Annotated in this window: 21 protein-coding genes; 14 read left to right on the top strand and 7 right to left on the bottom strand. The window is 57.3% G+C overall.

Translation table 11 applies throughout. The features are described 5' to 3' along the window. The first annotated feature begins 21 nt into the window (after nucleotides 1-21). The 4 genes from phnC to ACR3E6_RS20515 are packed head-to-tail and all read left to right on the top strand — an operon-like array spanning nucleotide 22 to nucleotide 3,345. Nucleotides 22-816: a phosphonate ABC transporter ATP-binding protein gene (gene phnC, locus ACR3E6_RS20530; RefSeq protein ID WP_170651922.1), complete on the top strand. Its 795-nt coding sequence runs from the start codon at nucleotides 22-24 to the stop codon at nucleotides 814-816. Beyond that, nucleotides 813-1,628, top strand: coding sequence for a phosphonate ABC transporter, permease protein PhnE (gene phnE / locus ACR3E6_RS20525; RefSeq protein ID WP_171636053.1), 816 nt, complete (start codon nucleotides 813-815; stop codon nucleotides 1,626-1,628). Before phnC ends, phnE (ACR3E6_RS20525) begins: the two co-directional genes overlap by 4 nt. Next, nucleotides 1,628-2,443, top strand: coding sequence for a phosphonate ABC transporter, permease protein PhnE (phnE, locus tag ACR3E6_RS20520; protein ID WP_480489097.1), 816 nt, complete (start codon nucleotides 1,628-1,630; stop codon nucleotides 2,441-2,443). Before phnE (ACR3E6_RS20525) ends, phnE (ACR3E6_RS20520) begins: the two co-directional genes overlap by 1 nt. Then, nucleotides 2,440-3,345, top strand: a complete 906-nt coding sequence (locus ACR3E6_RS20515) for an HAD-IIA family hydrolase (RefSeq protein ID WP_480489095.1) — start codon at nucleotides 2,440-2,442, stop codon at nucleotides 3,343-3,345. Before phnE (ACR3E6_RS20520) ends, ACR3E6_RS20515 begins: the two co-directional genes overlap by 4 nt. Before the next feature lie 531 nt (nucleotides 3,346-3,876). Here ACR3E6_RS20515 and ACR3E6_RS20510 read toward each other — a convergent pair. Then, nucleotides 3,877-5,055, bottom strand: coding sequence for an acyl-CoA dehydrogenase family protein (locus ACR3E6_RS20510; RefSeq protein WP_480489093.1), 1,179 nt, complete (start codon nucleotides 5,053-5,055; stop codon nucleotides 3,877-3,879). A 193-nt stretch (nucleotides 5,056-5,248) separates the two neighbouring features. Further along, nucleotides 5,249-6,268, bottom strand: a complete 1,020-nt coding sequence (locus tag ACR3E6_RS20505; RefSeq protein WP_480489173.1) for an AraC family transcriptional regulator — start codon at nucleotides 6,266-6,268, stop codon at nucleotides 5,249-5,251. Between the two features lie 398 nt (nucleotides 6,269-6,666). Between ACR3E6_RS20505 and ACR3E6_RS20500 the strand changes: the two genes are divergently transcribed. From ACR3E6_RS20500 to ACR3E6_RS20475, 6 genes are read left to right on the top strand one after another with little or no spacing between them, the layout of a single operon-like run. After that, complete coding sequence (locus tag ACR3E6_RS20500) at nucleotides 6,667-7,959, top strand: amidohydrolase family protein (protein ID WP_171723751.1); 1,293 nt, start codon at nucleotides 6,667-6,669, stop codon at nucleotides 7,957-7,959. 48 nt (nucleotides 7,960-8,007) lie between these two features. After that, entirely contained in the window at nucleotides 8,008-8,991 is a 984-nt protein-coding gene (locus tag ACR3E6_RS20495) for a BMP family protein (protein ID WP_480489091.1), read from the top strand. Between the two features lie 16 nt (nucleotides 8,992-9,007). Further along, nucleotides 9,008-10,366 (top strand): amidase, encoded by a 1,359-nt coding sequence (locus ACR3E6_RS20490; protein WP_480489089.1) that lies wholly within the window; start codon nucleotides 9,008-9,010, stop codon nucleotides 10,364-10,366. Beyond that, a complete protein-coding gene (locus ACR3E6_RS20485; protein WP_210092892.1) occupies nucleotides 10,363-11,883 on the top strand; it encodes an ABC transporter ATP-binding protein in 1,521 nt (506 codons plus the stop codon). The genes ACR3E6_RS20490 and ACR3E6_RS20485 overlap by 4 nt, the downstream gene beginning before the upstream one ends. Then, nucleotides 11,873-12,916 (top strand): ABC transporter permease, encoded by a 1,044-nt coding sequence (locus tag ACR3E6_RS20480; RefSeq protein WP_171636039.1) that lies wholly within the window; start codon nucleotides 11,873-11,875, stop codon nucleotides 12,914-12,916. Before ACR3E6_RS20485 ends, ACR3E6_RS20480 begins: the two co-directional genes overlap by 11 nt. Next, a complete protein-coding gene (locus ACR3E6_RS20475) occupies nucleotides 12,913-13,854 on the top strand; it encodes an ABC transporter permease (protein ID WP_480489087.1) in 942 nt (313 codons plus the stop codon). The genes ACR3E6_RS20480 and ACR3E6_RS20475 overlap by 4 nt, the downstream gene beginning before the upstream one ends. 255 nt (nucleotides 13,855-14,109) lie before the next feature. Here the strand turns inward: ACR3E6_RS20475 and ACR3E6_RS20470 are convergent, their stop codons facing one another. The 4 genes from ACR3E6_RS20470 to ACR3E6_RS20455 all read right to left on the bottom strand — a co-directional run bounded on the left by ACR3E6_RS20470 (nucleotide 14,110) and on the right by ACR3E6_RS20455 (nucleotide 17,526). After that, complete coding sequence (locus ACR3E6_RS20470; RefSeq protein ID WP_480489085.1) at nucleotides 14,110-14,925, bottom strand: hypothetical protein; 816 nt, start codon at nucleotides 14,923-14,925, stop codon at nucleotides 14,110-14,112. Nucleotides 14,926-15,081: 156 nt separating this feature from the next. After that, nucleotides 15,082-15,972: a cation diffusion facilitator family transporter gene (locus tag ACR3E6_RS20465; protein WP_480489083.1), complete on the bottom strand. Its 891-nt coding sequence runs from the start codon at nucleotides 15,970-15,972 to the stop codon at nucleotides 15,082-15,084. Between the two features lie 164 nt (nucleotides 15,973-16,136). After that, on the bottom strand, nucleotides 16,137-17,045 hold the full coding sequence (locus ACR3E6_RS20460) for a c-type cytochrome (RefSeq protein ID WP_480489081.1): 909 nt from the start codon (nucleotides 17,043-17,045) through the stop codon (nucleotides 16,137-16,139). Nucleotides 17,046-17,058: 13 nt separating this feature from the next. Next, the gene (locus tag ACR3E6_RS20455) at nucleotides 17,059-17,526 is read right to left on the bottom strand and encodes a c-type cytochrome (protein ID WP_480489079.1); all 468 of its coding nucleotides are present in this window, start codon (nucleotides 17,524-17,526) and stop codon (nucleotides 17,059-17,061) included. A gap of 86 nt (nucleotides 17,527-17,612) precedes the next feature. Here ACR3E6_RS20455 and ACR3E6_RS20450 point away from each other — a divergent pair, with 86 nt between their 5' ends. The 3 genes from ACR3E6_RS20450 to ACR3E6_RS20440 all read left to right on the top strand — a co-directional run bounded on the left by ACR3E6_RS20450 (nucleotide 17,613) and on the right by ACR3E6_RS20440 (nucleotide 20,757). Further along, entirely contained in the window at nucleotides 17,613-18,458 is an 846-nt protein-coding gene (locus ACR3E6_RS20450) for a LysR family transcriptional regulator (protein WP_480489077.1), read from the top strand. 422 nt (nucleotides 18,459-18,880) lie between these two features. Further along, nucleotides 18,881-20,113 (top strand): sensor histidine kinase, encoded by a 1,233-nt coding sequence (locus tag ACR3E6_RS20445; protein ID WP_480489075.1) that lies wholly within the window; start codon nucleotides 18,881-18,883, stop codon nucleotides 20,111-20,113. Then, entirely contained in the window at nucleotides 20,110-20,757 is a 648-nt protein-coding gene (locus tag ACR3E6_RS20440; protein WP_480489073.1) for a response regulator, read from the top strand. Before ACR3E6_RS20445 ends, ACR3E6_RS20440 begins: the two co-directional genes overlap by 4 nt. A gap of 250 nt (nucleotides 20,758-21,007) precedes the next feature. Here the strand turns inward: ACR3E6_RS20440 and ACR3E6_RS20435 are convergent, their stop codons facing one another. After that, complete coding sequence (locus tag ACR3E6_RS20435; RefSeq protein ID WP_480489071.1) at nucleotides 21,008-21,931, bottom strand: LysR family transcriptional regulator; 924 nt, start codon at nucleotides 21,929-21,931, stop codon at nucleotides 21,008-21,010. Nucleotides 21,932-22,048: 117 nt separating this feature from the next. Between ACR3E6_RS20435 and ACR3E6_RS20430 the strand changes: the two genes are divergently transcribed. Continuing rightward, nucleotides 22,049-22,675, top strand: coding sequence for a pyridoxamine 5'-phosphate oxidase family protein (locus ACR3E6_RS20430; protein WP_480489069.1), 627 nt, complete (start codon nucleotides 22,049-22,051; stop codon nucleotides 22,673-22,675). The last annotated feature ends 12 nt before the right edge of the window (nucleotides 22,676-22,687 follow it).

The following is a 22,687-nucleotide window of genomic DNA, read 5'->3' as shown; positions in this document are numbered from 1 at the left end:
CACCCTAATCTGGGGCATTTCATGCTGCGTCTTCAAAAGCTGACGAAAACATACAAGACCGGAGATCAGGCGCTGAAGGCCATCGATCTTGAGGTTCCAAAAGGACAGGTTCTGGCGTTGATCGGGCCCTCGGGCGCGGGCAAATCGACCATGATCCGTTGCATCAACCGCTTGGTTGAACCTTCAAGCGGCGGTGTCCTTCTGGATGAGGTTGACCTGACCAAGCTCGGATCGGGCGCGCTTCGGAAAGCACGCCGCGAAATGGGTATGATCTTTCAGGAATATGCGTTGGTCGAACGCCTCACGGTGATGGAAAACGTATTGTCCGGCAGGCTGGGATACGTGGGATTCTGGCGCAGTTTCCTGCGGCGGTATCCGCAGTCGGATGTGGACGAAGCCTTCCGCTTGCTCGATCGGGTCGGGTTGTTACACATGGCTGACAAGCGGGCAGATGAGCTATCTGGTGGTCAACGCCAAAGGGTGGGCATTTGTCGAGCATTGATTCAAAACCCGAAACTGTTGCTGGTTGATGAGCCAACCGCGTCGCTGGACCCAAAGACCAGCCGTCAAATCATGCGGCTGATCACCGAGTTATGTCAGGAACGCGGATTGGCGGCCATCATCAATATCCATGATGTGGCGCTCGCTCAGATGTTTGTTCCCCGTGTTGTGGGACTCCGATTTGGCGAAATTGTGTATGATGGGCTTCCCACCGGCCTTACCCCTGAGAAGCTGACCGAGATCTATGGGGAAGAGGACTGGGAGGCAACCATCGAAAAAGTGGACGAAGATGAAGATGTCGAGGCCGCAGAATGAGCCATCGAGAACTGGACGACATGCTGGGAAAAGGCTGGCGTAAGCCTGCCTTTGTCAAGAACCCAGTGCTCCGCTGGGCATTGCTCCTTGGATTTCTCGCCTACCTGATCGCAGCCTTTATGACCATCGAAGTCGATTGGGGTCGTGTCTATGAAGGGCTGGATCGCGGTTGGGCGTTTGTGCTTGCATTCACCAGCCCAGACTTCATTTCACGGTGGTCAGATATTTGGAGCGGCCTTCTGGAAAGTATCGTGATGACAGTGGCCGCGTCGGTCGTGGGTATCCTGATATCGATCCCGATCGGGCTGGGGGCTGCCCGCAACATCGCGCCATTGCCAATCTATATGATTTGCCGAGGTATTGTTGCGATAAGCCGGGCATTGCAAGAGATCATCGTTGCCATATTGCTTGTGGCGATCTTCGGCTTTGGCCCGTTGGCCGGATTTCTGACGCTTTCCTTCGCCACCATAGGGTTTCTTTCGAAACTTCTGGCCGAAGATATCGAAGCCATGGACAAGGTTCAGGCCGAGGCGATCAAGGCCTCTGGAGCGCGTTGGCCACAATGGATCAACTATGGAGTTCAGCCGCAAGTGATGCCGCGACTTGTGGGCCTTTCCATGTATCGGATCGACATCAACTTCCGGGAAAGCGCGATCCTCGGGCTTGTGGGGGCTGGTGGAATTGGTGCGACTTTGAACACCGCATTCGACCGCTATGAATACGACACCGCGGCGGCCATTCTCATTCTGATCATCGGCATCGTGATGGCTCTGGAATACCTTTCGGGAATTATTCGAGCGAGGGTTCAATAATGCCGATACTTGAACGCGACGATGCGCAAATCTGGCGTCGCCGGACAACCGGTCAGAGCTTGGTTCGTTGGTTCGGCTGGCTGTTGGGCGTGGCGATCTTTGTTTACTGCTGGCAGCTGATCTCGGAATCGACCACTTGGTTTTTCGTCTGGGACGCGCCCCGCATCGCCAATGATATCTGGACACGGGCAACGCCCCCTAACTGGGAGTACATCACCCAACTGGGCCGCCCGATTTGGGACACGCTAAATATCGCCACATTGGGAACAATCATTGCCCTGTGCATGGCAGTGCCCGTCGCCTTTTTGGCGGCCCGTAACACAACGCCATCGGCCTTGTTCATCCGGCCGATTGCCCTGTTGGTCATTGTCTCGACTCGCTCTATCAACTCGTTGATCTGGGCGCTTCTTCTGATCGCAATTATTGGTCCCGGAGTTTTCGCCGGTGTCATAGCAATCGCCATTCGTTCAATCGGGTTTTGCGCAAAGCTTCTTTACGAAGCGATTGAGGAGATTGATCACACGCAGGTCGAAGCAATCACGGCAACCGGTGCTTCACGCTGGCAGGTCATGGCCTATGGGATCGTACCGCAAATCCTGCCCGCGTTTGCAGGCATTGCTGTTTTCCGTTGGGATATCAACATCCGCGAATCCACGGTGCTCGGGCTGGTTGGAGCCGGAGGTATCGGGTTGCAATTGTCGGCTTCGCTCAACGTTCTGGCTTGGCCACAAGTCAGCCTGATCCTGATTGTCATTCTCGTCGCGGTTATGATCAGCGAATGGGTTTCGGCGAAAGTACGAGGGGCCATCATTTGACCGGTTTCTCTGTGCAAGAAGCTTTTGACGCCTACGAGGCTGTGCGACATCGCCTGCCGCAAACCAGATCTACCGAATTAAGCTATCGCCAGGCGGACACGCTGGAGGACATAGCTCATGAGTTTGACGTGTTCCTCCTCGATGCTTTCGGGGTTCTCAATATTGGTGATACGGCGATCCCGGATACGCCAGATCGGGTCAGGTCGCTGACAGCCGCCGGCAAACGTGTTCTGGTCGTGTCGAATGCCGCCGGGTTTCCCCACGCAACTCTTATTAAGAAGTACAACAGGCTTGGTTACAATTTTGCACCACAAGACGTGATCACCAGCCGGGCCACGTTGTTGACTGAACTGAACGGCCAAAGTGATTTGCATTGGGGATTGATGGCGGCCCCCAGTGCCGGCCTTCGTGATCTGGAGGGGCTGAAACTGTCCTATCTGGAGGATGACCCGAAGCCCTACGAAACCGTCGACGGGTTCTTGTTGATCGGGTCAGCGGTTTGGACTGAAGTGCGACAAGCCATGTTGGAGGCCACTTTGCAAGAGCGTCCCCGCCCGGTATTGGTCGGCAACCCTGACATTGTCGCTCCGCGCGAGTACGGTTTTTCCAAGGAACCCGGTCTTTACGCACACCGGCTGGCAGACCGGACAGGCGTCGCCCCTCAGTTCTTTGGAAAGCCTTTCGCCAATATCTATGATATTGCTTTCCAACGTCTCGGACACATCGACAAGTCCCGGGTTCTGATGGTTGGCGACAGCCTTCACACCGACATACTGGGCGCACGAGAAGCAGGCATAGCTTCCGCACTCATCTCGGGATACGGTTTCTTCGCAGGGCATGATGTTGAAGCAGCGATCATGAAGGCAGGGATAGCACCGAACTTTGTTTTAAACCGGCCTTGATGTCAGGGCGTTCCGCTTAGATACGTTTTCCTGTTAACTCGAACATCCGGTGAATCTGCGTTGCGAACATGCCGCCGAAGTGCATGAAGCGCCGCGTGTGAACGGCGGCTTTGGAAAACCATCCTCAACAACTGAGCTCTGAGCTCATGTCCGGCTTGGGCCGCATTCCGACCTGTGCAAAGCCCGCTTTATGCGCATGGCCGTCGTCGGCTTAACGGAGCATGTCTCCCCTTGAAAGGCTTCCGGTTCGTCAGATTGCAATGTTCCGTAATCGCGGTTGGCATGTTTCGGGCTGGATGGAGAGGTCGGGATTATTGATGCGCCCGACTCCCCTGCCCCCACCTTTCACCGTCCCACATGTCAGTGTCGTCAGAAAGCAAAGCTTCATACGCTTTGCGCGACCTTGTTCATGGCGAGTTAGCACCACGGTCAACCATTCAGGCAACCGGCCGCAATAATGCGGTACCTTTTGATCTTGCTGATGTCTGCGCAGAATCTCAGATTTGCGCCCATCGAACCGGTGCGGGACATTCAGTCGGTCTCGCCAAAACCTTTCGGTACCGGCAGATCAGGCAGAGTTGCCGCGCGTTTTTGCAAGGCCCGCCCGATGACCACACGGCTGATTTCTGTCGTCCCGTCCACGATCCGCAGCATTTGCGCGAGGCGGGACAAGCGATCCAGGCCGTAGGGTTGCAACAGCCCTGCACCACCCAGGACCTGCGTACAGGTGTTCGCAGCCTTTACTGCGGCATCTGGCACAAACCGTTTGGCATGAGCGGCCATCAAGGGGCCTTCGGGCGTGCCAAGGGAGTCTGCCGCCTTTCGGTAGAGAAGCTTTGAGGCTTCAAGGTCGGTTGCAACCTCGCCCAGCATCCACTGGATCCCGTCCAGATCAAGGTTCCTGCCGCCAAACATCTTGCGGTTCTTGGAATAGGACAACGCCGTATCCAACGCAGATTGCATCAATCCACAGCATCCTGAGGCAATCGAAACACGGGCAATGTCGATGGCCATGAGCGCGCCTTGAAGACCCTGACCAATGGGTAGGATGATGTTGGTTTCATCGACCACGACCTTGTCCATGTACATTTCGGCCAGGGGCAGGAAGCTGTAGGACGGGGTATCGTAAAGCGGCCCAAAGCTGAGGCCCGGTGCGTCGGCGGGAATGGCGATCATCGCCATGTCCTTGTGGCCGGGTGTGTCGCTGGTCTTGACCACAGTGAAATAGATGTCCGCCTCGGTCGCGAGGCTGACCCATGCCTTCGCGCCGCTGATCGTCCATGTGCCGTCGTCATTGACCACGGCGCGTGAATACATGTTTGTTGCGTCCGATCCGGATTGTGGTTCGGTCAGTGCAAAGTTTGCCAGCTTGCGACCAGATGTCAGGTCCCGCGCCCACTTTTCCTTGAAGGCATCTGTGCCATAACCGCAGCCCGCGAAGGTGCAGATGTTATGCATCGACAGGGCAAAGGCATAGGCACCATCGCCCCGTCCCAGTTGTTCATAGACCTGAATGCCTTGCGCCAGCGGCAAGCCCTGACCGCCAAACTCTTCGGGGGCGTAGAGGCCCGCCAGGCCAGCGGCTCCGGCCTTGTCCGAAGCATCGCGCGGCCACTTCTTCGCGGCGTTCCAGGCATCCACATTGGGCAGGATCACCTGCACGGCGTGGTCGCGTGCGGCTTGGAGTATGGTGTCGAGTTTGTCTGACATTGGCGGATCCTTTCACGACGGTCATTCTCAGATGGCGCCACAACCGGGAAGCCATGGATGAGCGGAATGAAGAGTTTTTGAGGGCAAAACTTCCGAAAAGAAGTTTTTCTACAGCAAGATCTAGCGATCCTGCCCGCTGGGGACCATCTCGTGCAATGACAGATCATTGTCCAAAAGTGACAAATCGGGCGCCCTACATTTGCACCCTGCGGTATGAGCTTGGCGTGCTTCCGGTCCAGCGCTGAAAGGCCCGGTGGAAATTGGCCGCCGACGAAAATCCGACATCATGTGCGATGGCTTCAACGCTTTTGCGCCCCGCCTGAAGATCACGGATAGCGATATCACGCCGCAGGGCATCCTTGATGGCCTGAAACGATGTACCATCCGCATGCAGCCTGCGGATCAGGGTGCGGGGGGTCATGTGCATCGCGGATGCCGTCTGGGTCAGGGTTGCCGCGTCCCATCCCGATTGGACCAGATAGGTGCGCACCCGCAGCGATTGGGTGTGCTCTCGCGAACTGGTGAAGATCCAGTCTCGGGGCGCGTTTTGTAAAAATCTGTCAAGGTCATTTGTGCTGCGCGCCTGCACTGGACCCAACGCATTCGGATCGAACGAAATCGCGGTGGCACCTTGGCCGAACCGTAGCGGTGCCGGAAAGATGACCGCGTAATCCTGATCAAAGTCGGGGCGCTCAAACACGAAATCGACAGCCTTGACCGGAACTTCGTGCCCCGCCAGCCAAGACATGAGCCCGTGGGCAAGTTTAAGTATCAGCATGTGCCCGAACCGCTGAACTTGAGGCGCGCCCCGTGGCTTCAGCGTAAGCACCAACATGTTATCGGCGTCATCCAGATCAAACTGGTAGTCATCCAGCAACAAGTTCCAGAAGGTCGAAAAGCGATAAAGTGCCGATGAAAGAGACGTGGCTTCCCGGACTGTCGTCAAAAGATGTTGCAGGGCTCTCGGCCGGATTGGGCGGCTCCAAAGCCCCATCATCTCATCACCGGTCTCAACTGCGGCAAGTTGATAGAGACACACGATCTGATCCAACGTGACGCGACCATGAGGGTGACGCGTATCCGCGACCAAACCCGACCGGGCGAGAAGCGATGCCATCTGAACCTCGGGACATAGCGTACGCAATGCCGTCAGCCAGTCATCGATAAACTGGCTGGAAACCGTGGAAAGGATCGTTGGCGCGACATTGGTCATGACGTGCAAGGAGGTATCACCAATTCCGGTCGAGATGAAACACGGCGAATGTAGGTTGCGGATTGGCAATGTCTTCACCAATCAACGCTCCGGTTGAGCTTTTTTTCAGTGGGCTGTCGCCCCTGTTCGCCGCACCGGTCATCGAATATTGCTGTGCGGTGGCGGGCAGAGCTTTTGTTTGCATCGGCAAGCAATCTTGCGGTTGTATTGGGCGCTCTTTTGGCTCGGGGCGTTCATTGCCCCAAATCCCGGGCTGTAGACGGCCAAAGTTTAATCAGTCGGGCTTTGATAATGAGCAGCTGAGAAGCCGTCACAGGCACCAATTCCAAAACATCGCAAAAATAAATAGCAATTTTTTTGAATACTTTTACCATGTGGTCAAATTAGGGGGCAGATGAATGTTTGACATCATCATCAGAAAGGCCAGCTTGCCGGATGGCCGCGAACCGGTGGATATTGCGATCAACGGCGACCGTGTTGCAGAAATTGCCGCTGACATCATGGGTGAGGCGCGCGAAGAAATTGATGCAACGGGCCGCCTGGTTTCACCTCCGTTCGTCGACCCGCACTTCCATATGGATGCCACCCTTAGCCTCGGGTCGCCACGTATGAATGTTTCGGGCACGCTTTTGGAGGGCATCGCGCTTTGGGGAGAACTGAAGCCCCTTCTGACGCCCGAAGCGGTGATCGAGCGGGCCATGCGATATTGCGATCTGGCCGTGTCGCAGGGATTGCTGGCCATCCGTTCGCATGTGGATGTTTCGTCAACTCCGTTGGTGGGTGTCGAAGCTTTGCTGGAAGTGCGCAAGCTTGTTGCCCCCTATATTGACCTGCAATTGGTGGCATTCCCGCAAGATGGCCTCTATCGATCAGAACATGCCGAAAAGAACCTGATCCGGGCGCTCGATATGGGGGTCGATGTGGTGGGCGGTATCCCGCATTTTGAACGCACGATGTCGGAAGGCGCTCGATCGGTCACGAGGCTGGCCGAGATTGCCGCGGATCGCGACCTGATGCTGGACCTGCACTGTGATGAAAGTGACGATCCGATGTCGCGCCATGTGGAAACCCTCGCCTATGAGACCACACGCCTTGGGCTCGGGGGTCGTGTGACTGCAAGCCACGTCACGGCGATGCATTCATACGACAATTACTATGCCTCGAAGCTTGTTCCGCTGATCGCGGAAAGCGGCATGAACGTCGTACCGAACCCGCTTATCAATATCACGCTGCAAGGCCGCTCGGACACTTATCCGCGCCGCCGTGGCCTGACCCGCGTACCAGAATTGCGTGCAGCAGGTGTGAACGTTTCCTTCGGGCAGGATTGCACCATGGATCCATGGTATTCTCTTGGGTCCGCCGACATGCTGGAAGTGGCCCATATGGGCGTGCATGCGGTGCCGATGACATCCCGCGAAGCGATGGAATGGGCTTTCACATCCGTTACCCAGAACGGTGCCAAGACCATGGGTCTGCCTGACCCGACAATTCGCAAAGGCGGCCCAGCCAACATGGTTGTGCTGCAAGCGCGTGACCCGATTGAAGCTGTTCGTATGAAAGCCACACGTCTTGCCGTCATCAAAAACGGCAAGGTGCTGGCGCGTACCGAACCAAGACTGGCCGCGCTTTCCTTGCCCAGCCGCCCCTCGACCCTGGATCCCGCGGATTACGCGCCCAGGCCCAATATTTAGGAAGCCCAAGAACAAGAATAGTTGCCACCAACAGAAGAGGATACTCCGATGAAACTCACCACTACACGTCGTCAACTGATGGTCGGCGCCGCGGCCATGCTGGCCCTGCCGGCTTATATCGGCCGCGCCAATGCACAATCTGCAACCCGCGTCGCTGGCGTGCATATGTCTCCGGTCGAAAATGCATGGAACAGCCGGATCCACGTGGCGATGCAGGAAGCCGCCGAGGCTGGCCTGATCGAATATGAGTTTTCAGAGGGTGTGGCTCCGACCGACTATCCCCGTGCGATGCGCGAATACGCCGAAGGCGGCGCGCAAATCATTTGGGGCGAGTCTTACGCGGTGGAACGCGAAGCACGCGAAGTGGCGGGTGATTACCCCGATACCGCGTTTTTGATGGGGTCCTCCGGCGGACCGGAGGGCGACAATTTTGGCGTCTTCGGCACCCGCAACCACGAGGCGGCCTATCTGGCCGGAATGCTTGCCGGCCAAATGTCGGAAAGCAATGTTTTTGGTTCCGTCGGCGGTTATCCGATCCCCGAGGTGAACCTCCTGATCAATGCTTTCCGGATGGGCGTCAGTGAAGTGAACCCTGACGCCACTTTCCTTAACGGTTTCATCGGAGCATGGTTTGATCCGGCTCGCGCGCAGGAAGCCGCGATTGCCCAGATCGACGCGGGCGCGGACATCCTGTTTGGTGAACGCATTGGCACCGCTGACGCCGCTCAGGCGCGCGGCGTGAAGGCCATCGGTTCACTGATAGATTATACACCGCGCTATCCCGGCACGGTCTTTGCCAACGCGATATGGAACTATGGGCCAACCATCGAAGCCATCGTGGCGGATGTTCAGGCCGGCAATCCCACCGGGCGCAATTATACCGAATTTTCCTTCATGGCTCATGGCGGCAATGAGCTGATCTATGTCGCCGACGAAGTGCCTGCCGACGCCGTCCCTGCGATGGAGGCCAAACAGGCCGCGATCCGATCCGGCGAATGGGACGTTCCGATCGACGAAAGCGAGCCCTCCTGATCCCGGCGGCTTTGACGTGACCGATGCCACGGCTCTTGCTGCTGCCGTTTCTGCGGGGCAGATCACTGCCACCGATGCGATGGAAGCAAGCCTTTCCGCCTGCCACGCGCAGGCGGATCTGGGCGCCGTGGTGTTCCTGGACGAAGATATGGCCCGCGCCGGCGCGAGGGCGGCAGATGCAGCGCCATCTGATCGACGGGGGCCCTTTCACGGGGTTCCGTTCCTGGTCAAAGACCTCGGCGGTTCCGCCAAGGGACTGCCCGCTGCTGCCGGGTCTGCGGCAATCCGCGCGCAAGGGCGAAAATCCGAAAGTGACAGCTGCCTGTTGCAGGATTTGCGCCAGACCGGCCTGATCCCTTTTGGCGTCTCGGCAACACCGCCATTCGGCCTTTCCCTGACATGCGAACCAGATGGCATGGCTGCGGCCCGCAACCCGTGGAATCCCGCGTTGACGCCCGGTGGCTCATCTGGCGGCGCCGCGGCTGCGGTTGCAGGCGGCATCGTCGCCATTGCTCATGCCACGGATGCGGCCGGATCTATCAGAGTCCCAGCCGCGTGCTGCGGCTTGACCGGGCTCAAGCCGTCTCGTGGTGCGGTGCCCGGGGGCCCTGATTTCGCCAATCACCTGATGGGGATAGCGTCAGAACTGGTTCTGGCGCGGTCCCTACGCGATGTGGAAACCGCCTTTCAAGCCGTAGCCCAGCCCATGGCCCCGGTACATCCGGCGGACCACCCCCGCATTGCATTGGCACTGCCCGAGCGTTGCGGAACTGACCAGTGCAAAGCCGCCAAGGATGCGGCTGACGCTCTGCGCGATGCAGGCTGCGAGGTGCATGACATTTGTACCCCGGACGAGATGGGGGCCGAGGCTCATGCAATTGCCCGAACGATACTGGCTGTTTCGCTGGCCGAGTGGCTCATTGCGCTCAGGATATCTGATGACCAGGTTCCACCGCTTGCCGCCGCCATGGCTGCCGAGGGCCGTGCCACATCCGCCACCGCGCTTTTTGCGACCTCAAGACAGCTTGCGCGCCTGACATATCGTGCTCGCAAGATTTTCAGTTCTGTGGATGCTGTCCTGATGCCGGTCCTATCGCTTGCGCCGCCTGTTATCGGCACTTTGGACCTTTCTGGCGCCTCCGCGGATGAACACATGGCGCGGTTGGAGGCCTTTGCCCCAAACGCAGCACTTGCCAATGTCGCGGGCTTGCCGGCTTTGGCATTGCCCTTTGGCATGGCAAATGGCCTGCCAATCGGTGTGCAACTGATGGGACCACCCGGCTCGGATCTTGCGCTGCTGAAACTTGGCGCTCTGATCGAGGCGCGTGCGCCCGAACTTACCTTTCCGTCTCCAATCGCAGGCCTGCCCACATGAACAAGGTTCTGGAACTTCACGGCATTACAAAGCGTTTTGGAACGCTTACCGCCAATGATGATGTGACCCTGTCATTGGCCCAGGGTGAAATCCTTGCATTGTTGGGTGAAAATGGCGCGGGTAAGACGACGCTGATGAACATCCTGTTCGGCCATTACGCAGCCGACGAAGGCTCTGTCAGGGTGTTTGGCAAAGCGTTGCCTCCGGGTCTGCCCCGCGCAGCGATCGAGGTGGGTGTGGGCATGGTACACCAGCACTTTACGCTTGCGGGCAACCTCACGGTTCTTGAAAACGTCATGCTTGGTTCAGAACCCCTGACACGCGCACGGTCCGCACGTGGCGAGGCGCGCGCAAAGTTGTTGCAGATCGCGGATCGGTTTGGTCTGCCCGTGAACCCCGACGACAGGATCAAGTCCCTTTCCGTGGGTGAACGTCAACGCGTCGAAATTCTGAAAGCGCTGTACCGAGACGCGCGCATACTGATCCTGGATGAACCCACGGCCGTTCTGGCCCGGCCCGAAGCAATGCGCCTGTTCGAGACGCTGCGCGACATGACGAAAGAGGGTCTGTCGCTTATCTTCATCAGTCACAAACTGCATGAGGTCATGGCGGCCTCTGACCGTGTGGCCGTTCTTCGTGGCGGTAGGTTGGTCGCGGAACGCAGGACCTCTGAAACCACCCCCGGAGAGTTGGCGGAATTGATGGTTGGCCGCAAAGTGGAACGGCCCGTTCGTCAAGACCACGAGATTGGCGCGCCGGTTCTGGTCGCAAACGATGTGCGCGTGGAAAAAGACGGTGAATTGCGGCTGGATGACGTGTCATTCACCGTCCACGCTGGCGAGATCCTTGGTATCGTCGGCGTATCAGGCAATGGTCAGGCCTCGCTTGGCGGGCTGTTGTCTGGACTGATCCACCCTGGCGCCGGGAAGTTGACACTGCTGAACAAGGATATCGGCCATCTGGGCCCGCGCGGCATGATCCAGGCTGGCGCAGGCAGGGTACCGGAAGACCGCCATACAGAAGGTGTCGTGGGTGAATTGAGCCTGTGGGAAAATGCAGTTCTTGAACGTCTGCGCACACCAGAGTTTTCGCGCCGAGGCTTTGTCCGACAACGCGCTGCCCGAGAATACACCGCAGGGCTTATCGAACGATTTGATATCCGAGGGGCCAGTCCTGACACGCGCACACGGCTGCTGTCTGGCGGCAACATGCAAAAGCTGATCCTGGGGCGAGTCCTGACCAACGGACCGCGTTTCGTGCTCGCCAACCAGCCGACGCGGGGCCTTGATGAAGGGGCAATTGCCGCAGTTCATGCCGAGCTTCTGGCCGCACGGGCCGAGGGTGCTGCGATCCTGCTAATTTCGGAGGAACTGGAAGAAGCCGTAGCTCTTTCAGACCGGATACAGGCCATCGTAAAGGGTCGATTGTCGAAACCGATATCCGCTGATGAGGCTGACCCGCAACGCCTTGGCCTGATGATGGCAGGTGTCTGGAAGGAAGATGATGATGCGGCTTGAACGACGCACATATGTACCGCTGTACCTTGTGGTCATTGCGCCGCTGGCCGCGATCTTTACCGCGTTGTTATTGGCTGCGGGTCTAATCGCAGCGGCAGGTGTGAACCCGCTGACTGCCTATGGTGAAATGCTGACCGGCGCGCTTGGTTCGCGCCTTTCGATCACCGAGATGCTGACCCGCGCCACGCCGCTGATATTTACCGGGCTTGCCGCGGCCGTCGCCTTTCGGGCGCGTCTTTGGAACATCGGCGGCGAGGGGCAGTTCTTCGTCGGCGCGCTGATTACCGCGTGGATCGGGCATTCTCTCGGGGTTTCCGGATGGATCGGGATTCCGATTTTGATGCTGGCGGGCATGGCGGCGGGTGCGGCCCTGTTGGCGGGCCCCGCTTATTTGCGCCTGCGTTTCGGGGTGGATGAGGTGGTGACGACCCTACTGCTCAACTTCATTGTGATCCTTTTCGTCGGCCTCATGATCGAGGGTCCGATGCGCGATCCGATGGCCTTTGGCTGGCCTTCCTCAGTGCCCGTGAGCGGAGAGTACCGCCTGCCGGATCTTATTCCCCGCACGCGCCTTCATATCGGGTTGCTTTTTGCCATCGCGGCAGCAGGTGTTGTTTGGCTGATCCTGGCCCGCACGGTTTTTGGTGCTGAAACACGCGCCGCAGGCTTGAACGCCAGTGCCGCCGCCTTTGCCGGAATTTCCCTTCCAAAAACGATCATGGGTGTGGCCCTGCTGTCAGGCGCTTTGGCAGGGCTGGCAGGTTCCGTCGAAGTCATGGGTGTTACAGCCGGGGTCACGACAACCATGAGCCCCGGATTCGGCTATGCCGGCATCGTCGTCGCAATGCTGGCCGCTTTGCATCCGGCGGGTGTGGTCGCCGCCGCGGTTTTCGTCGCCACCGTTTTCGTCGGGGCCGATGCCATGAGCCGCGCAACCGGCGTTCCCAGCTTCATTGCCGACGTGATCGTGGCGCTCTGCCTGCTCACCATGATCGTGGCTCTTCTTTTCACAACTTACCGGGTGCGCCGATGAGTGATGCAATTGACCTGCTGCTGAATACCAGCCTCTGGGCGTCCGTGCTGCGCATTGCAACGCCGCTTATTTTCGGAGTCCTCGGCGCGTTGCTCTGTGAACGTTCGGGTGTTCTCAATCTGGGGATCGAGGGGATCATGACCATGGGCGCGATGAGCGGTTGGCTTGCCGTCTACATGGGCGCGCCTTTGCTGGTTGGCCTGATGATAGCGGCACTTTGCGGCGCAATGTTGGGATTGCTGCATGCCATGCTAACGGTCCCGCTTGGATTGTCGCAACATGTCTCGGGGCTTGGCATCACGCTGTTTGCATCCGCGCTGGCCTACTACCTTTACCGGTTGCTTGTCGAAGTGGGCGATCTGCCCCCGACGATAGAACCTTTCCAGCCACTCGATGTTCCGGGTGTTTCCGATATCTCCATTTTGGGTCCGATCCTGTTTTCCCAGGCTCTGCCGACCTACCTCGCTCTGTTTGCGGTGGCTGTGATGGCCTACGCCCTTGCCCGGACACCGCTGGGGCTGGCCATTCGCATGACCGGTGAAAACCCGCACGCGGTTGAGGCGCAGGGGCTGAACCCCATTCGCATTCGCATTGGTGCAGTGGTTGTCGGATCAGCGTTGATGGCAGTGGGTGGCGCGTTCCTTACGACAACGGCGTTCAACAGTTTTTTCCCGGGCATGGTTCAAGGACGCGGGTGGATCTGCATCGCACTGGTTGTGTTCGCAAGTTGGCGGCCTGGCAAGGCGTTGATCGGTGCCGTGCTGTTTGCTTTTTTCGATGCATACCAGTTGCGGCTGCAAACGGCGATTGAAGGCGTGCCATATCAACTCTTCCTGATGGCGCCCTATGTGCTTTCCATCGTCGCGCTCGTTCTCGTCGCCCGCAGGGCCGAAGTGCCTGCCGCACTGATGGCACCCTATCGGCGCGGTGAACGTTAGGATCAGGGTTCACAACCAGTGGATGACTGGTCGTTGCAAACGCGAAAGGGCAGGACATACATGACACATCGCTCATGGCGGGTTGCGACATTGGTGCCCGTGCCTTTCGTGTTGGGCGGAATATTGCGTCAACACCTTGGGCAAGAAGCCATTGATAGCAATGCAGTACGCCAATAGGCGCTGGCAAAGACGATAAGAAAAGGCGGCTTCTGACAATGAGAAGCCGCCTTTTGTCTTTCGTTCTGACGTAGTTGCCTAGTTGCCTGCCGACTGCAATCTCCGACGGTCAGCGGCGGTTGCATTTCTCTCAACGACAGTCCGGTTGTATGGGTCTTTCAACTCATAACGGCCAAACTCGATCTCTTCTTTCCAGCCATTGGCATAGTTCACTTCGATATTGTTGCCCTGACGTTCAACTTTCGTCGGGCGGCTTCCCGTAGTACCTCCTTGGCCGGACGAGCGCACGTTGTCGATGGAGATACCATCTGCCAATGACCGGAGCCTTGAGACATCGGCGCCTGTCGCCAGCCGTTCTTCCACCGTGCGGTTCTGAGCATTCTTCCTTTCATACCGACCGTTTTCGATTTCTTCCTTGGTTCCATCGGCATAGCGCACTTCGATGCCGTTGGCGTTCGTCTCAACCTTCGTTATGCCGGCAGAGCGCGATGACCCGCCGCCTGACCGGGATTGATCCTTTTTGCCACTGCCTCGATTTGAACGCTTCGAGTCATCATCGTCGTCATCGTCATCGTCGTCGCGACCACCTTTGCCGGATCCGGAATTGTCGTCCCGATCATCGTCGCGGTCATCGTCCCTGTCGTCGTCGCGATCACCACCGCGACCACTGTTGCCCGACCCCGAGTTGTCGTCCCGTTCGCCGCCACGATCATCCCCTCGGTCGTCATCGCCTCCATCCCCGTCTTTTCCGCTGCCACTTTTGGCAAAGGCATAGGCTGGTTCAAGGTGCAGGCGACCTTCCGCGTCAAACTTCGGCACGTAAGGCGTCGCGGCAATCAACGAAGCCAGTGCTGCTGTGCTGAGAAGCTGGCCCAGTTTTCCTTGAAGTTTCATTTTTTCGCCTCCGGTTCTGTTCGACCCAACTCATGGTGTCGGTGACAGGTTATCCGGGGCTTTGCGTCCCGACATCGGGCTTAGGTCTGATGAATTGCGGGCCGAACGTCCCCGCCAAAACCACGACTTCGGTCGTAGTCGATTGCACCAAGTGGTTTAAGAAACCTGGTTCGGTTGTGCTCCGTTACCCTTCAGCTCGTCATCGGGTTCGAGATGAATGACAAAAACAGAACCCGGATAAAGACGTTCCAATGCGTGTTCGATGTCATTGCAGATGTCATGGGCTGCGCTGACCGGCATTGCGCCGTCCACAACAAGGTGAAACTCGACGAAGATGACATTCGCGGATCTGCGCCCCTTGAGGTCGTGATATTCCAGCGCAGCGCCCAGATTGTTTTCAATGGTGCTGGAAACAACCTGCAAGTCACGTTCAGAAAGGCTCACATCCATCAGGCCGTCAACGGACGCACGAATGACTTTCCAACCTTCCCACAGGATGTTCAGCGCGACCAGAATTGCAAGGATCGGGTCAAGGACAAGCCAGCCGGTGACAAGTGCAAGTGTGAGCCCCGCGATGACACCAACTGACGTCATGACATCTGTAAAAATGTGCCGCGAGCTTGCCTCCAATGCAGGTGAACCTTCGCGCCTGCCGACTTTAAGCAACAGGTAGGCCCATGCGCCATTCACGCCCGTTGCAATGACATTGACGGCGATTCCAAGAAAAGGCGCATCTTCAAGATGCGGACTTGGAAGTGCCAGCACGGCCTCTCTGATGATCAAGAACGCCGCCAACACAATCAATGCGCCCTCGACGACAGCGGAAAGATACTCGGCTTTCTTGTGGCCAAAGGGGTGGTTTTCATCAGGGGGCTTGTTTGCGACCCGAACCGCAAAATAAGCCAGCAGGGCCGCTGCGACATTGACGGTGGATTCCATCGCGTCCGACAACAACGCCACCGAACCTGTCAGCCACCAGGCCAGCAGCTTCAGGGCCAGTACCGCCAGGGATATCGGAATGGACCAAAGCGCGATTTTTTGTGTCATTTGGCCACGACCCTCAATCAATCCTGAACAGAAACGCGGGCGTGTGCTGCGTTCCGGTGCCCAGAACGTAAAACAGGAGTTTGGCGAAAAGGGAATAGGCCTTGCGGCTTCGTGCTGACGGCTGGCAAGGACATCTGGCATCGGCCGCATGGCGCCAAAGAGGGTTACTCTGACGGCGAGTCTGTCGGTGACGCGGGCACGGCCTTGAGATAGGCCGCAATCGCCAGACGGTCGTCATCCGTAAGGCGGGATGTGTTTTCGATGACTTCGACCATCTCACCACCCGCGCTATCATAATCCGGCGTGAAACCGGATTTCAGATACTCGGCAATATCAGCCTCGGACCAATCCAGTTGGGCAGAAGTCAGCCCGGGGATGCGTCCCTTTCCGCTGGGGTTTGGTGCACCTGTCAGCCAGAGATCGCGTTTCAGGCCCCCTAGCCCGTTACGCGGCGTGTGACATTCTGCGCAATGTCCCAACGCCTCTACCAGGTATCGGCCTTGAATTTGCTGGTCAGTCAGATCGCCTTCCACAACCCAGCCCGGTTTCAGATACAACAGCTTCCACCCGCCCAGCCCGCGTCGAATATTGAAAGGAAAGCCAACCTCGTGCGCTGCGCTTTGGCTTGGAACCGCCGGCAGAGTGCCGAGGAAGGCATGCAGTGAAACAACGTCCTCGGCTGACATGTTGGCGTAGGACGTATAGGGAAATGCGGGGAAATAGTGCTGTCCTTCGGGCCCGGTCCCGTGAAGCAGAGCATTGGCCAGATCTAATGAGGACCACGATCCGATGCCGGCAACCGGGTCACTGGATATGTTCGGGGCTACGAAGGTGCCGAAATCCGACGCAAACCGACGACCGCCAGCGAGTACCAGCTTTTCCTCACCCGTTGCGTTCGGAGCAGAATGACAGGACGCGCATCCAGCCGCGTAAAACACTGCCTCACCTCGACTGAGATCAGGGACAATCCCGTTCAGTTGTGTCTTGTCAACTGTTTTCGGACGGGTCAGTACCAAACCGACCAGCCCGACCAGTACAGCGATACCTGCGGCGAAAATGAACAAACGCCGCATGGCCAGCGCTCCTTTAGTCTTTCGGTGCCCTGTAAGCTTTATGACAGGCCGAGCATGATCCACCCAGATCACCCATCGCCGCCTTAAGGGCATCGACATCCTGGCCTGCCGCCGCCTGCATCGCAACGGCGGCTTCCGCCATGGCCTGACCTTTTGCGCTTACATCCGGAAAGTTCTCCCAGATGGCTGGCAAGGCCCGGGTGGACGGGTCGGACGCATTGTCGGATCCGGCAGGCCACATCGCAGATTGATCGATCTGCGTCAGAACAACCAGGTTATTTGCAGCCCGTGTTGCTGCCTCGGCATCATATTCAATCTCTCCCTTGGCCATGCCGCCCAACGTGCCAAGATTGAAGGCATAAAGCTGCATGATTGAGGTCCGAGCCTTCACCGCAGGATTTTCGGTTTCATGGGCGATGGCTGATCCAATAACGGCTACCGACAACAAACCTGCCGCAACGGCCGGGATTTTCTTGATCATTGTGCGTCTCCCTGTTCAATGCGTCGAATACTAGCCTGAACATTTTTTCTTGTAATTGTTTGTTATTTGTTGTTCCTTGTTAATTTATGCACAACCAAAACTGGGATGACCTTCGATACGCGCTGGCCGTAAGGAAACACGGATCACTGAATGCGGCTGCCGGGGCGCTTGGTGTCACTCATGCAACGGTGCTGCGCAGAGTCGCCGCGCTTGAAGACCGTTTTGGATGCGTGATCTTTCAAAAACACCCGTCAGGGTACACTGCCCTACCCGAGGCCAGAGCTATTTTTTCGGCGATGGAAAGCGTTGAAGAGGCCGTACTTTCCTTAGAGCGGGCAATTGTGGGGGCAAACCGGTCCCCTGCGGGTCAGGTCCGCATTGCGTCTACGGACAGCCTTTGTCAGTTTGTATTGCCCCAAATTCTGACTGAGATATCGCGGCTTTATCCCGATTTGGAGTTGACTTTGTTAAGCGGCAACAGCCATCATGATCTGTCAAGGTTGACCGCGGACATCGCAGTGCGACCCTCGATCAAACTTGAAGAAGGGCTTGTCAGCGAACGTGCGGGAACATTGTCATTCGGCGTTTTTGACGACGGTTCCCCAAACCGAAAATGGATGAGGCTTGATGGAGCGTTGAGCCGCTCGCTTCCCGCCAAATGGCTGGCCGAACATGTCAGCGCCGATGAAATGACCAACGGGGCAGACAGCTTTTTGGTGCTCCAACAGATGGCAGCATCCGGGGTGGGCAAAACGATCCTGCCCTCGTTTATTGGGAACGCGGATCCTAGGCTTCATCGGTCGTCAGAAATTGATCCCGGAATAGATGTCCCGCTGTGGGTGGCGGCTCTGGACGAGATAGCGCGCACTCCGAGATTTGCCATCGTGCAAAGAGCTTTGGTTGAACGCCTTTCCATTGTTCTGCCGGGGTGACAAATCAAAAATCTCGCCCGTAGGTATGGCTCCTCCAAGGACGGCTTTGGGCCGATGCGCTGATCGTCTGGACGGAGTTTTGAGCGAGCTCCGTGTACTTCCTGCAAGGCCACGCGTGCTTTCTGTCTGCCGCCTGCGCGATTGCGCGACCGAGGGTTCTGACATGATCCGAGTTCCGAATCCGAACGCTGGTGAGTTCAGACCAAGGTCGGTGGTGCGGTCAGGGATTGTCGTTCATAGTTGATCACGAAATGAGACCCGAGATTTCTGATCTGTCAGTTCGCAATTGGTCATTGTCGCGCGTTTTTCTTGCGGCTTGCATTGTCGTGATGGGAACGGCCACCGCGATAGTTGGCGCATGGGTGTCAAATCGGATCGAGAATGCAGTTGTCCAAAATTCTGCCAATTCCGCAGCGCTGTATATGGAGAGCATCGTATCCCCTCTCAGCCAGGAACTTGCATACGGGGATCGTCTTTCCGATCAAGCAAGGCGGGCGCTGGACGAAATATTCATGACCCAGCCGATGCGGGACCGCATTGTGTCTTTCAAGTTTTGGAAACAAGGAGGCGTGATCGCGCACGCGTCGGATCCAACCATCATTGGCAGCCGTTTCGATCCGACTGATGATCTGAGCCGAGCCTGGCGCGGAGAGATTTCGGGTTCTTTCGAAGATCTCGACCATGCCGAAAGCGCCGCAGAAGCAGCACTTGGAATACCGCTACTTGAAGTGTACAGCCCGATCCGCGAACTCTGGTCGGGCGATATCATTGCAGTTGCAGAGTTTTACGAGAAAGCCGAACAGCTGGAAGTTGATATGGCCAAAGCCCGCCGGACAAGCTGGCTGGTCGTCGGGTCAGCATTTGCAGCAAGCACAATCGTGCTGTTTTCCATCGTGGCAATCGGTGACAACACCATTCGACGTCAGGGGCGTCTGTTGGAGCGGCGTCTGAAAGAGAGTGAGCAGATGGCAGAGCAGAACGCCAGGCTGCGGTCGCGCGTGGTCGAAGCGTCGGAACGATATGCCACGCAAACAGACCGGTTTCTGAAGAAGCTTGGTTCCGAGCTTCACGACGGTCCCGCTCAATATCTGTCCCTCGCGGCCCTCAGGTTGGAGGCGGCGTTCTCGGACAGGCATGAAAAGCCTGCTGAGGCCGAGGAGATTCAACAGTCTTTGCAGAAGTCCCTGGCCGAAATTCGCGCGTTGTCGCGGGGGTTGTCCGCTCCGGACATCGACAATCTGGCGCTGATTGATGTGGTGAAAAGAGCGATAGAAGATCACTCGGAACACAGCCCGTTACGGCCGGATGTTTCACTTCAGGGAAGCCAGACGATCGAGTTGTCCGTGTCCGACAAGCTGTGTGTTTTCCGGTTCCTTCAGGAAACGCTTTCCAACGCCGCCAGGTATGCTCCGAATTCTCGATGCACGGTCATTTGCGAGGCGCATAACGATCGGGTCGTCATTCATGTCAACGATGACGGGCCCGGATTTGACCCCTCGGACGGAAAAGTACTGCGTGACGATGGAGGCCAGGGGCTCTTGGGTTTGCGAGATCGGGTTGAGAGTATCGGCGGCAGGTTCGAAGTCAGGTCAAGCCCTGGCAAAGGTACCTCTGTCACAATGATACTATTTCCCAGAAAGATGAGTACGTCATGACAACATCTGTCGTAATAGCGGATGATCACCCGATTTTCAGGGACGGTTTGCACCGGACATTGGACGAAGCCGATGGGTTCGAAGTTCTCGCTGCCGGCTCGAGCGCGGATGAGGCAATTTCACTTGTCGGCATTCATCAACCTGACATCGTCATCCTCGATCTTTCGATGCCCGGGGGCGGCATAAATGCGACGCGAAAAATCGCGGCCATGGCAAACCCGCCATTTATCGCGATATTGACGGTCTCGGAAAACAACAGTGACGTTGCGGATGCTTTGGAAGCAGGGGCAATCGGCTACATCGTCAAAGGTGTGACAGCCAGCGAATTGACGGCCTCACTGCGCAGCATCGCCGCAGGTGAAGGATTCGTGTCTCCCGGGTTGGCCTCGCGCGTCCTGCTTCAGATCAACAGAGAGGCAGAAGCTTCCAAAGACAGTGATGTTCTGGATGATCTCACGCATCGCGAGGAAGAAATACTTCGACGTGTGGCGAAGGGGATGAGCAATCGGGAGATCGCAGATCAACTGGATCTTCAGGAAAAAACCGTAAAGCACTACATGACGGCAATCCTCTCCAAGCTCCACGCCCGAAACCGGGTCGAGGCCGCGCTGATCGCGCACGATGCCTGGGGCAAGACCGACTAAACCATGGGTCAAACGTGATTGCATGCTCAATGCTGGCCCTATCGCTTCGAAAAGCGTGTGCACCCGGGATCTGAGATTTCAGTTTCGTGCCGGCAAATCTAGTTGGTGGCAAGCTTTGTTGCACATGTTCGCATATGGGCAGGCCTCGCGCTGTATCACTTCAAAGGGCATGCCCAGAGTGATCTGTCGGTCAGGACCGTGACGCGACCCTAGCCGCGACCGGATGGCGTGGTTCGGCGAATCTTTTGGCCTAACTCTCAGGCCTGGGTCGGAATCCATCCAAATAGGGGTCGGATTTGAAACGTTTGGCCGCAAAATCGACAAAAGCGCGCACTTTTGCAGACACGGTGCGGCCCTCTTGATGCACAAGATGGATGGGGACCTCGGGTGGTTCATACGAATTCAGAACGGTCCTGAGCCGCCCGTCCGCAACGTAGGGTGCAACCTGATAGGATAAAAGCCGCCCGATGCCATGCCCTTGCAGCGCCAGCTCGATCACCGCGTCATTGGTGTTCATGCTGATGCGCGGGTTCACGCGCTTTGTCACGACCGTTTCGCTTTTTTGAAAATGCCATTGGGCCGAGGCGTGCAGGGCGGTTGAGTTTATGATCGCGTGATTGGCCAGGTCGTCGGGTGTGTCTGGTTCGCCGCGCGAATCAAGATATGCCGGAGCGGCAAACACGACCTGCCTCACCGCGCCACATCTCACCGCCATCAGGCTTGAATCTGCAAGGTTTCCAATCCTGATCCCGACGTCGAGGCCTTCATCCACCAGATTGACCACGCGGTCCACATAGAGAGTGCGCGCAGAGAGCTTTGGATGCAGTTCCAGAAATTCACCCAGAATCGGAGTGACGAACATGCGGCCGAACAACACCGATGCGGTCACGCTGAGTTCCCCGGTCGGTTCGGCATAGGATCCGACGGCGGCACGCTCTGCCTCCTCGAGATCCACCAGAATGCGTCTGGCATCTTTAAAGAACCTTCGCCCGCTGTCCGTCAGCTTGACTGATCGCGTGGTGCGCACAAAAAGACGAAGCCCCAGGCTGTCCTCCAGCATGGAGACCAGTCGGGTTACCGTTGGTGGCGACATATTGAGGTGGCGCGCTGCGGCCGCGAAGCCTTTCAACTCGGCCACCTTCACAAAAACGCTCAGAGCGTGAAATCTATCCAAACTACTATTCCATATTTTGGAATAATATATTGCCAATTAGGGATATTCTGCAACACCAAGGCTTGGACTAGCTTCACCTCAACCCCAGGGCTCTGCCCGGCTGAGATGGAGAATTCAATGTCACGTCCTTTTGCAGAAATCACTTTTACGCCTTCCGTACGTGCAACACAGGCCAAGAACAAATCGGCTGAAGGTTATGCAAAGTTTCTGGCCGGCGCTGTTCAGGAAGACCTCATCAGCCCGGTCGAGGCCAGCTTCATCGCACAAAGGGACGGCTTCTATCAGGCGACCGTCTCTGAAACCGGCTGGCCTTATGTTCAATTCCGCGGCGGACCGGCAGGCTTTCTGAAAGTGCTGGATGAACGGACGCTGGCCTACGCAGATTTTCGCGGCAACCGGCAATATCTGAGCGCAGGTAACCTGCTGAACAACGACCGCATTTCTCTGATCCTGATGGACTATCCCAACCGGAGACGCCTCAAGATCTGGGGCCGGGCGAAACTTGTTGATGGCGCGGATGATCCGGCCCTGACGCAACGTTTGAGTGACCCGAATTACAGGGGCCACCCGGAGCGGGCCATTGTGATCAAGCTTGAAGCGATGGACTGGAACTGCCCGCAGCACATCCCCCAACGCCTGACCCTGGATGAGTTTGAAGAGCATATGGCGCCGCTTCGCGATGAACTGGCGGAACTGAAAGCTCAAAACGCAGAGCACAAAGAAAAGCCCGGCCAGAAACGCTGACCGATGCTGAAC

The sequence above is a fragment of the Ruegeria sp. AL3 genome (assembly GCF_056536065.1).
This window is presented reverse-complemented; position numbering and strand designations above follow the sequence as displayed.